8 protein-coding genes are annotated in these 9,051 nt (G+C 64.0%); 4 read left to right on the forward strand and 4 right to left on the reverse strand.

All coding sequences use genetic code 11. From position 1 onward, the window contains the following. Positions 1-7 precede the first annotated feature (7 nt). The 4 genes from AB4Y82_RS18370 to uvrA form a co-directional block, all read right to left on the reverse strand. Entirely contained in the window at positions 8-763 is a 756-nt protein-coding gene (locus tag AB4Y82_RS18370; RefSeq protein ID WP_441605186.1) for an enoyl-CoA hydratase/isomerase family protein, read from the reverse strand. 97 nt (positions 764-860) lie between these two features. Continuing rightward, the gene (locus tag AB4Y82_RS18375; RefSeq protein WP_441605187.1) at positions 861-2,327 is read right to left on the reverse strand and encodes a DUF4139 domain-containing protein; all 1,467 of its coding nucleotides are present in this window, start codon (positions 2,325-2,327) and stop codon (positions 861-863) included. Positions 2,328-2,431: 104 nt separating this feature from the next. Further along, positions 2,432-2,929 (reverse strand): acyl-CoA thioesterase, encoded by a 498-nt coding sequence (locus AB4Y82_RS18380; protein WP_441605188.1) that lies wholly within the window; start codon positions 2,927-2,929, stop codon positions 2,432-2,434. Next, a complete protein-coding gene (gene uvrA, locus AB4Y82_RS18385; protein ID WP_441605189.1) occupies positions 2,926-5,823 on the reverse strand; it encodes an excinuclease ABC subunit UvrA in 2,898 nt (965 codons plus the stop codon). The genes AB4Y82_RS18380 and uvrA overlap by 4 nt, the downstream gene beginning before the upstream one ends. 195 nt (positions 5,824-6,018) lie before the next feature. On the opposite strand from uvrA, the gene AB4Y82_RS18390 reads away from it, so the two are divergent. The 4 genes from AB4Y82_RS18390 to cgtA all read left to right on the forward strand — a co-directional run bounded on the left by AB4Y82_RS18390 (position 6,019) and on the right by cgtA (position 8,706). Further along, a complete protein-coding gene (locus AB4Y82_RS18390; protein ID WP_441605190.1) occupies positions 6,019-6,777 on the forward strand; it encodes a DUF2059 domain-containing protein in 759 nt (252 codons plus the stop codon). A 96-nt stretch (positions 6,778-6,873) separates the two neighbouring features. Then, positions 6,874-7,188: a 50S ribosomal protein L21 gene (rplU, locus tag AB4Y82_RS18395; protein WP_441611546.1), complete on the forward strand. Its 315-nt coding sequence runs from the start codon at positions 6,874-6,876 to the stop codon at positions 7,186-7,188. A gap of 19 nt (positions 7,189-7,207) precedes the next feature. Then, on the forward strand, positions 7,208-7,465 hold the full coding sequence (rpmA, locus tag AB4Y82_RS18400; protein ID WP_046971818.1) for a 50S ribosomal protein L27: 258 nt from the start codon (positions 7,208-7,210) through the stop codon (positions 7,463-7,465). A 173-nt stretch (positions 7,466-7,638) separates the two neighbouring features. Further along, positions 7,639-8,706: an Obg family GTPase CgtA gene (cgtA, locus tag AB4Y82_RS18405; RefSeq protein ID WP_441605191.1), complete on the forward strand. Its 1,068-nt coding sequence runs from the start codon at positions 7,639-7,641 to the stop codon at positions 8,704-8,706. Positions 8,707-9,051: the final 345 nt, after the last annotated feature.

Genomic DNA, 9,051 nt, shown 5'->3' on the forward strand with positions numbered 1-9,051 from the left:
TACAAGGTCAGTCTTTCTTCTTCAGCCGCGCAACCAGCTTTTCCAACACAGCCTGCGTTTCCGGATGGAAATACGCATCGAGGAATCCATCGATAGGCAGTTCCTCCGGACGCGCCCAGACGGCCGTAAGGTCGGCACGCGCAATCGCACGCGTCTTGAGCATGGCGTTGGAGGGCAGGGCGAGCATGCCCTGCATCCACACCACGGCACGCGTCACCACCTGTTCGACATTGGTGAGTTCGTCCACCAGGCCGACCGCCAGCGCTTCGCTGGATTCGATCATGGCGCCCGCCACCATCAGGCGTTCGGCGCGATACGGTCCAACGATGCGACGCAGCGCCATCTGGATGCTTTCCGGCACCACCAGGCCTACCTGCACTTCGTTGAGGCCGATCTTGAACGGACCTTCGGCCATCACGCGGTAGTCGCAGAACAGCGACAGCACCGCGCCGCCGGCTGGACTGTGGCCGGTGATGGCCGCAACGATGGGAATCGGCGACATCGCCAGGGTCGACGTTGTCTGGAAAAACTCGCGCCAGAATTCACGCACGCCGTCGCGATCGCGACCCAGCAGCGAAGGCACATCCACGCCAGCCGAATACATGCCCGGCTGGCCGGACAGCACGATGCCGCGCGCGCCGCCGGCAACAGCGTTGTCCACCGCATCGCGCAGCGCACGAAGCAAGTCGACATTGAGTGCGTTTACCGGCGGACGTGCCAGGTTGATTTCGACGATGGCGTCGTGCGTGATCAGGTTGAGCATGGCAGTGGCCGGATGAGTTGGCAGGAGTGGAGGACGAGAGTAGCAAAGACGGCTGGCCGCCGCTTTCCCTTGCTACTCGCGCCTCTTCACTGGCAGCTCACCCTTGCGGATGCTCGTCCGCCGTCCACTGGTAGCGCACCGCGTAATCGAGCGTGGCCTTGCCGTTGGCCGGCACCGTCACCTTGAACTCCAGCGTGTCGGTGGTCTGCGCACTCGGTTTGATGCTGGAGGAGGCGAGCGTCCACTGGCGCCAGCGCTGGGGATGCTCGCGCACAGTGACCACGCGCGGCGTGTCGCCGGCATTGGTGAGCGTGATGCGGAAGGCCTCGTCCAGGCGGTGGCCGTTCTTGTCCACGGTGAAAGTGGTGCGCTCGCGGCTGGCGCGCAAATCGAACGCCATGCCCAGGGTGATATGCGCGTCGCTGCCCTTGGGCGTGTCGTTGACGCGACCGCTGCCAATGAGTTGCGGCGTGCCGTTGCGATCCATCGACAGCACGCGCAGGTTGCCGGCGGGGATGCTGTCGAATGCGCGGAATTGCAGCGTGCTGGAAATGCCTTCAGGGCCGCCGTTGGTGAAGACATCCTGGCCGATCATGGGCTGCGGTGGCACCCAGGCGGTCCCCGTTTCAAACAGCGACGTGCGTTCGCAGGCGATGGTCCGCGTGTCGTACAGCGGTACCTGGCTCACGCTGCCATCGGGCAGGTCGACCGTGCCGGGCAAGCTGTACGTGCGGTAGTCGGCCAGCGTGGATTGCTCGGGCAGCGCGGCATCGGCCGTCTTGGCGCGGGCGTTGAACATCATCGGCCGCGGTCCCGAGGACTGGGCCAGTTGCGGTTCGCCGGCCACCAGCATCAGTTGCACGTTGTTCCAGTCGCGACCGCTGCGGTTGGCGATGCTGGCGCGCGATTCGAACTGCATCTTGCAGCCGTCGCCTGGCGCCAGCGTGCCGACGTAGGCGGCGCGCCAACCCAGGCCCGAGGTGGAATAGCTCAACGTCGCATTGGCCTTGCCGGCGCGACTGGCATCCACGCGCAGTTGCAGGCCGGAGCCCACCTGGAACACGCCTCGCGCCTTGACCGCGCCGTATTCGTGGATCAATGCAACGCGTTCGTTGGCGCTGGACGTGTCGCGCACCATCAGGCCGCTGGCGTCGGCGCGCAGCAGGGTGCCGCTGGCCAATACTTCGCCATTCGTCCCATACACGTCGACGGGTTGTCCGATCAGGCTGCCCAAGGCGGCGTACTGGCCCTGGCCCAGGCGTAGACGTTGCGACAGCACCTTGGCGGCGTCGCCGTCGACGGTCAGTGCAATGGCTTCCGGGTCGACGTATTGCGGCAGTCCATCGAGGCTTATGTCCTGTGTGCCGGCCTTGAGTTCGAGCTGGCGCGTTTCGCGCGCCACGGCATGGCCCGATGGCACGGAGCCGTTGTCGCCCGCGCTGTACAGCGCGTTGTCGTCGCTGCGATAGAGCGTCAGTGAGGTTGCCGCCGGTGCGGCAAGGGCGCCCGCGCTGGTGCTGGCGAGGATGGCAAGGGCGAGGGTGCGAAGCGAAACAGGGATCACGGTCGAACTCCTTTCGGGTGGTCGCCGCTGATAGTACGGATGCCGCATGAAGCTGCGGCATCCGTGGTGCCGGTGGGCTTAACCCCGAATGCCGGCTGGGTCGTTCAAGCGCCGGCTTGCGCGGCGTCGCGGATCGATGGCGGCAACGGCACCGGCTTGCCGGTGGCGGGATCCATCCATACCAGCACGACCTTGCCGTCGCTATAGAGCGCATCGTTGCTGGCGTCGACGATGCGGTGCGCCAGCGTGATCGAGCTGTTGCCGAGCCGCTCGCAGAACAGCTGCACGTTCAACTGCGCAGGCCATTCGATCGGGCGGCGATAGTTCACTTCGCTGGCGGCCAGCACCGGCATCGAGTGCTCGTTGAACCAGCCTGGCACGTGCTGCAGCCACTGCAGACGCGCTTCTTCCAGGTAAGTGAGGTAGTTGGCGTTGTTGACGTGATTGAACGCGTCAAGGTCGCGCCAGCGTACGCCAATCGGGGCGACGAACAACGGCGTGTTCGTCGCCTCGGTGGCCTGGGCATCGGTCACGGCCGCGGCGCTTTCCTGCGTCGTGGCCTTGCGCGTGCGCTGCTCAGGCACGGGTTGGGTGGAACTCATGCAGTCTTCTTCCGTAGTGCAGGTTTGCTCTTGCCGTTGCTCTGGGCCTTGGCCGCCTTGGCGGGCTTCATGTCCAGATGCGGGGCAAGGAAGTGTCCGGTATGCGAGCCCGCTGTGGCAGCCACGGTTTCCGGCGTGCCGGTGACCAGGATGCGACCACCGCCTGCGCCGCCCTCCGGGCCCAGATCGACCAGCCAGTCGGCGGTCTTGATCACATCGAGATTATGCTCGATCACCACCACCGTGTTGCCCTGGTCCACCAGCTTATGCAGCACGTCGAGCAGCTGCTCGATGTCGTGGAAGTGCAGGCCCGTGGTCGGCTCGTCGAGGATGTACAGCGTGCGACCCGTATCGCGCTTGGACAATTCCTTGGACAGCTTCACGCGCTGCGCTTCGCCACCCGAGAGCGTGGTCGCGCTCTGGCCGAGCTTGATGTAATCCAGGCCCACGGCGCGCAGCGTTTCGAGTTTGCGTGCGATGGTCGGCACGTTTTCGAACAGCTTGAACGCATCTTCCACCGTCATGTCGAGCACGTCGGCGATCGTGTGGCCCTTGTAGTGCACTTCCAGCGTTTCGCGGTTGTAGCGCTTGCCATGGCAGACGTCGCAAGGCACGTACACGTCCGGCAGGAAGTGCATCTCCACCTTGATCATGCCGTCGCCTTCGCAGGCCTCGCAGCGGCCGCCGCGCACGTTGAAGCTGAAGCGGCCCGGCGTATAGCCACGGGCACGCGCTTCGGGCACCTGCGCAAACAGCTCGCGCAGCGGCGTGAACAGGCCGGTATACGTCGCTGGGTTCGAACGCGGCGTGCGACCGATCGGCGACTGGTCGATGTCCACCACCTTGTCGAACAGTTCCAGCCCTTCGACCGACTTGTACGGCGCAGCCTGCTCACTCGAACCATTGAGTTCGCTGGCGGCGAGGCGGAACAAGGTGTCGTTGATCAGGGTCGACTTGCCCGAACCGGACACGCCGGTGACGCAGGTAAACAAGCCTGCGGGAATGGCCAGGTCGACGTTTTTCAGGTTGTTGCCGCTGGCACCCTTGAGATGCAGCCACGAATCGGCATCCAGCTGCTGGCGGCGTTCCTCGGGCACACGGATGCCACGCTTGCCGGACAGGAACTGGCCGGTGATCGAACGCGGCGACGCAAGCATGTCCTTGAACGATCCCTGCGCCACGATCTCGCCGCCGTGCACACCGGCGCCGGGACCGATGTCGAGCACGTGGTCGGCCATGCGGATCGCGTCTTCGTCATGCTCGACCACGATGACGGTGTTGCCGAGGTCGCGCAGTCGCGTCAGCGTGCCGAGCAGGCGCTCGTTGTCGCGCTGGTGCAGGCCGATGGACGGCTCGTCGAGCACGTACATCACGCCGACCAGGCCGGCGCCGATCTGCGAGGCGAGACGAATGCGTTGCGCCTCGCCACCCGACAGCGAATCGGCCTGCCGATCCAGCGTGAGGTAGTTGAGGCCCACGTCGTTGAGGAAGGTAAGACGCTCGCGAATTTCCTTGACGATCTTCACCGCGATCTCGCCGCGCCAGCCGGTGAGCGTCAGCTTCTCGAAGAACGCCAGCGTGTCATCGATCGAGCGCGAGGTGAGCGAGGGCAGCGCGTGGTCGGCGACGAACACATTGCGCGCAGAACGATTCAGGCGCTGGCCTTCGCAGTCGGGGCAGGGACGGTCGCTGATGTACTTGGCCAGTTCCTCGCGCACCGCCGGCGATTCGGTTTCCTTGTAGCGGCGATCCATGTTCGGGATGATGCCCTCGAACGCGTGCTCGCGCGTCACCCGGCCACCACGTTCGGTGATGTACTTGAAGGCGATCTTGTCCTTGCCGCTGCCGTACAGGATGGCCTTCTGGACGTCCGTGGACAGCTTGCGCCACGGCGTGTCCACGTCGAAGCCGTAGTGCGCGGCGAGCGACAGGATCAACTGGAAATAATGCGCATTGCGGCGATCCCAGCCGCGCACGGCGCCACCGGCCAGCGACAGCTCCGGATGCGCCACCACGCGGGCAGGATCGAACACCTGGGTCACGCCCAGACCGTCGCAGGTGGGGCAGGCGCCTACCGGCGAGTTGAACGAGAACAGGCGCGGCTCAAGCTCCGGCAGCGAGTAATCGCACACCGGGCAGGAGTAGCGCGAGGACAGCAACTGCTCTGGCGCCTTCGCATCATCCATGTCGACCACGATCGCGATACCGTCGCCCAGGCGCAGCGCGGTTTCAAACGATTCGGCCAGGCGCTGCTTGATGTCGTCGCGCGGGCGGAAGCGGTCGATCACCACTTCGATGGTGTGCTTCTGGCGCAGCGTCAGCGGCGGTACGGCATCGAGGTCGTAGACAGTGCCGTCGACGCGTGCGCGCACGAAACCCTGCGCGCGCAGCTGATCGAACACCTGCACGTGCTCGCCTTTGCGCTCGCGGATCACCGGCGCGAGCAGCATGAAGCGCTTTTCGCCATCCAGCGCGAGCGTGCTGTCCACCATCTGGCTGACAGTTTGCGCTTCGAGCGGAATCCCATGATCCGGGCAGCGCGGCGTACCCACGCGCGCATACAGCAGGCGCAGGTAGTCGTAGACCTCGGTAATCGTGCCCACGGTGGAGCGCGGATTGTGCGAGGTCGATTTCTGCTCGATGGAAATGGCCGGCGACAGACCCTCGATGTGGTCGACGTCCGGTTTCTCCATCATCGACAGAAATTGCCGGGCGTAGGCCGACAACGATTCGACGTAGCGGCGTTGACCTTCGGCATAGATGGTGTCGAAGGCCAGCGATGACTTGCCCGAACCGGACAGGCCGGTGATGACGATCAGCTTGTCACGCGGCAGATCGAGGTCGATGTTTTTGAGGTTGTGCGTGCGCGCGCCGCGAATGCGGATCGTATCCATATCGCCCGGAGTCGTTGGGGAGGGAAAACTGTACTATATCAAACTTGTCAGTACGCTTATTACTGACGGATGCCACCCAACAAACTCTTAAGAGAAGATCCGGCCGAGTATGGCTTAATGGAATCTTTGGCCGGTTTCCGGCCGACCTGCGAACAGAGAGTGCGGATGGGCAAGCTGAAGAGATGGGGTGTTGCCATGGCGCTTGCAATGGGCATGGGACAGGCCATGGCGTCGTCGGCGCCGGCTACGGAAGATCAGGTTCGGCAGCTGATGGAAGTCGTCGGTGTCGGCAAGATGCTGCTGCAGATGAACACCCAGGCGGTGACCACTTTGCAGCAGTCCATGCCTTGCGTGCAGCCTGAGTTCTGGCAGAACTATATGGACGCCAACCAGACCCAGCTGTTCATCGGCCGGCTGGTGCCCGTCTACCAGAAGCATTTCACCGCTGACGAGATGTCGGGCCTGCTGAAGTTCTATCGTTCGCCGCTGGGCCAGAAGGTCATCAACGAGATGCCCACCACCATGGCCGAGGCCAACCAGGCCGGCCAGCAGTGGAGCCATGAGCGCAGCGACCAGATGGTCAGCGAGCTCAAGCAGATGGGCACGCTGGACGGTTCGGGTCGCTGCCCGGGCAAGGTATCCACCACGCCGATCACGGGTACGGCGCTGGAGGGTGCGGCGGCGATCCAGGCGGCCGAGAACGGCGAAAAGATCAAGCCCAGGCAGGCGACCGAAGGCGGCGACAAGGCCGAGGCCAAGCCGGCGGCGAAAGCCTCTTCACACGCCAAAACCCCGGCCAAGAAGACCACCAGGCCCGCCCCGAAGAAGACCACGCCAGCCAAGGCGCCGGCCAAGCCAGCCGCCAAGACCCCGGCCAAGACCGAGGCCAAGCCTGCGCCGGCCAAGACCGACACCAAGCCGGCGGCCGCGACTGGCGGATCGACTGGTCAGTAATTGACCAGGCCGCCAGGGCTTCGTTATACTCCCGAGTTCGCCGGTGCCTAATGGGTCCGGTGAACCCAAGAGAATAACGACAGAAGGGATAATCCCATGAGCTATGCAGTCATCAAGACCGGCGGCAAGCAGTACCGCGTTCAGCAGGGCGATGTCCTGCGCGTGGAGCTGTTGAACGCCGAAGAAGGCGCCGCCTTCACTTTCGATCAGGTCCTCCTGGTCGGCGMCGGTGAGTCGATCACCGTCGGTGCGCCCATCGTGGCCGGTGCCACCGTCAGCGCCACCGTGCGCAAGCACGGCCGTGCCGACAAGATCCGCATCATCAAGTTCCGCCGCCGCAAGCACCACAAGAAGCAGCAGGGACATCGTCAGCATTTCACCGAAGTCGAGATCACGGGCATCAACGCCTGAGCAACTGGAGCATTGAGTCATGGCACATAAAAAAGGCGTAGGTTCCAGCCGCAACGGTCGCGATTCGAACCCGAAGTATCTCGGCGTGAAGATCTACGGCGGCCAGGCTATTGAAGCCGGCAACATCATCGTGCGTCAGCGCGGCACCAAGTTCCATGCCGGTACCGGCGTGGGCCTGGGGCGCGACCACACGTTGTTTGCGCTGGTCGACGGCACCGTCGAATTCAAGGTGCGCGGCGAGCACAACCGCCGTTTCGTCAACGTCATCAAGGGTTAATTCCCCTGCGACGTTGCAGCGAAGGCCCCGCTTCGGCGGGGCTTTTGTTTTTTGAGAGCAGGGCATAGGGAATAGGGAGTAGGGAATCGGCCGGGCCGTTTCGCTATTCATCACGGTCCCGAGAACCCGGCTTTTACTACTCTCTATCCCCTATTCGCTCCCCCAGGCACCCCATGAAATTCGTCGACGAAGCCATCATCAATGTCAAAGCCGGCGACGGCGGCAACGGGTGCATCAGCTTCCGTCGCGAAAAATTCATTCCCTTCGGCGGCCCCGACGGCGGCGACGGCGGCAGCGGCGGCTCGGTGTGGCTGGTGGCCGACGAAGGCCTCAACACCCTGATCGACTTCCGCCACCAGCGTTCGTTCAAGGCCGAGCGCGGCCAGAACGGCATGGGCAGCCAGATGTACGGCAAGGGCGGCGAAGACACCTATATCCGCGTGCCCGTGGGCACGGTGGTGATCAACGTCGACACCGACGAAACCATCGGCGACCTCACCGTGAACGGCCAGCGCCTGCTGGTGGCGCAGGGCGGCAAGGGCGGCCTGGGCAATATCCACTTCAAGAGCTCGGTGAACCGTGCGCCGCGCAAGTCCACGCCGGGTACGCCGGGTGATCTGCGCGAGCTGAAGCTGGAGCTGAAGCTGTTGGCGGACGTGGGCCTGCTGGGATTTCCCAATGCCGGCAAGTCCACTTTCATCCGCGCCGTTTCCGCCGCCACGCCGCGCGTGGCCGATTACCCGTTCACCACCCTGCATCCGAACCTCGGCGTGGTCAGTCTGGGTACGGATCAGAGTTTCGTGATCGCCGATATCCCGGGCCTTATCGAAGGTGCGGCGGATGGTGCGGGCCTGGGCATCCAGTTCCTGCGTCATGTGTCGCGCACGCGACTGCTGCTGCACGTGGTGGATATCGCGCCGATCGACGGTTCCGATCCGGTGGAGCAGGTGCGTGCGATCGAGCAGGAGTTGGAGAAGTTCGATCCCGAGCTGCTCGAGCGTCCCCGCTGGCTGGTGATGAACAAGGCCGACGTGCTGCCTGAGGATGAGCGCCAGGCTGTCGCGGCTGACGTGGTGGCACGGTTGGAATGGAAGGAGCCGTCGTTCCTGGTCTCGGCGATTTCGCGCGAGAACACGCTTCCGGTGTGCCAGCAGGTGTGGCGCTTCCTGGAGGCCGAGCATATGGCGCGCGTGGAGCGCGACGATATGGCGCCGGGGGATGTGAGGTTGCGGGGGGAGTGAGGTGGCGGGTGTCGCCCCCTTCTAGAAAAAAGGCGGCCTTCGGGCCGTTTTTTTTTKGCTCGCGGACGTGGTTTTGTTTTGTGGTTTCGATTTTGTTCGACTTTCCGGTGTGGCTCTGACTCGCTCGTCATCCCGGCGCAGGCCCGGATCCAGAGCCTCGGTTTCTGGTTGTCGCGTTACCGCCAGGGTGCCGCCTACGCGGCGGGCGTTTCGATCGGCTGCCGCCGCTCGAGTCACTTTTCTTTTGCTGGCCCAAAAGATCCCACGGGACTAGCTTCGCGTCGAAAGTAACCCAAAGAAAATGGCCTGATAACGCCCGCAGCATCGTGTTGGGATAAGCCCGAA

The organism is Dyella sp. 2YAF14 (assembly GCF_052114725.1).
Taxonomy (GTDB): Bacteria; Pseudomonadota; Gammaproteobacteria; order Xanthomonadales; family Rhodanobacteraceae; genus Dyella.